Source organism: Halorubrum sp. SP3 (assembly GCF_005435195.1).
Taxonomy (GTDB): domain Archaea; phylum Halobacteriota; class Halobacteria; order Halobacteriales; family Haloferacaceae; genus Halorubrum; species Halorubrum sodomense.
This window is the reverse complement of record NZ_SGTU01000287.1, coordinates 1-537: the sequence shown is the minus strand read 5'-3', so window position 1 is coordinate 537 and position 537 is coordinate 1. Positions and strand designations below refer to the sequence as shown.

At 61.3% G+C, this 537-nt stretch carries 1 protein-coding gene; it reads right to left on the bottom strand.

From position 1 onward, the window contains the following. Nucleotides 1–53: 53 nt before the first annotated feature. On the bottom strand, nt 54–537 hold a 484-nt coding region (locus tag EXE42_RS18910), incomplete at its 5' end, for a hypothetical protein (protein ID WP_158293767.1).

Genomic DNA, 537 nt, shown 5'->3' with positions numbered 1-537 from the left:
AGAGCCGCCAAGCGTATCGTAACTGATTGTCATGTCGTATTGAAAAGCGAAGACTACTGCGTTGTGCTGGACACGTCCGACCCCTCGGACGTGATTTCCCACTTCACCGTCTCTGCCGCGGGGAGATCCACGTCACGGCTGGTGTGAAGCACACCCGTCACCTCTATCGCGTTCGACCGTGTGAACGACTCACTCCGTCCGCCTGGACTCCCCGAGGTGACAGAAAAGTCCGTGATGTCGTCGGGAACCGCGTCGCGATCCGAACGGTCTGAAAAGCCGAACTGAATCGCGTCTGTGAGGCGGTCGCGTGTGGCCGCATCGTCGTCCGTGACGGGCGTCACTTCGACGGCAAACTCGCGTCGAAGCGTCTTTTCAACGCCCGTGAAGGTCCCCGAGTTGTCGGTGTGTACGTCGGTCGGGACGACCTCTGTGTTGCCGAGGCCACCCGACAACGGTGTCATCCCCACGGGGACGAGGCCGACGAACGGGTAAGTCGTCTCATCGAAGGCGTCTGCGATGTCGACGTGGCCGTCAGGG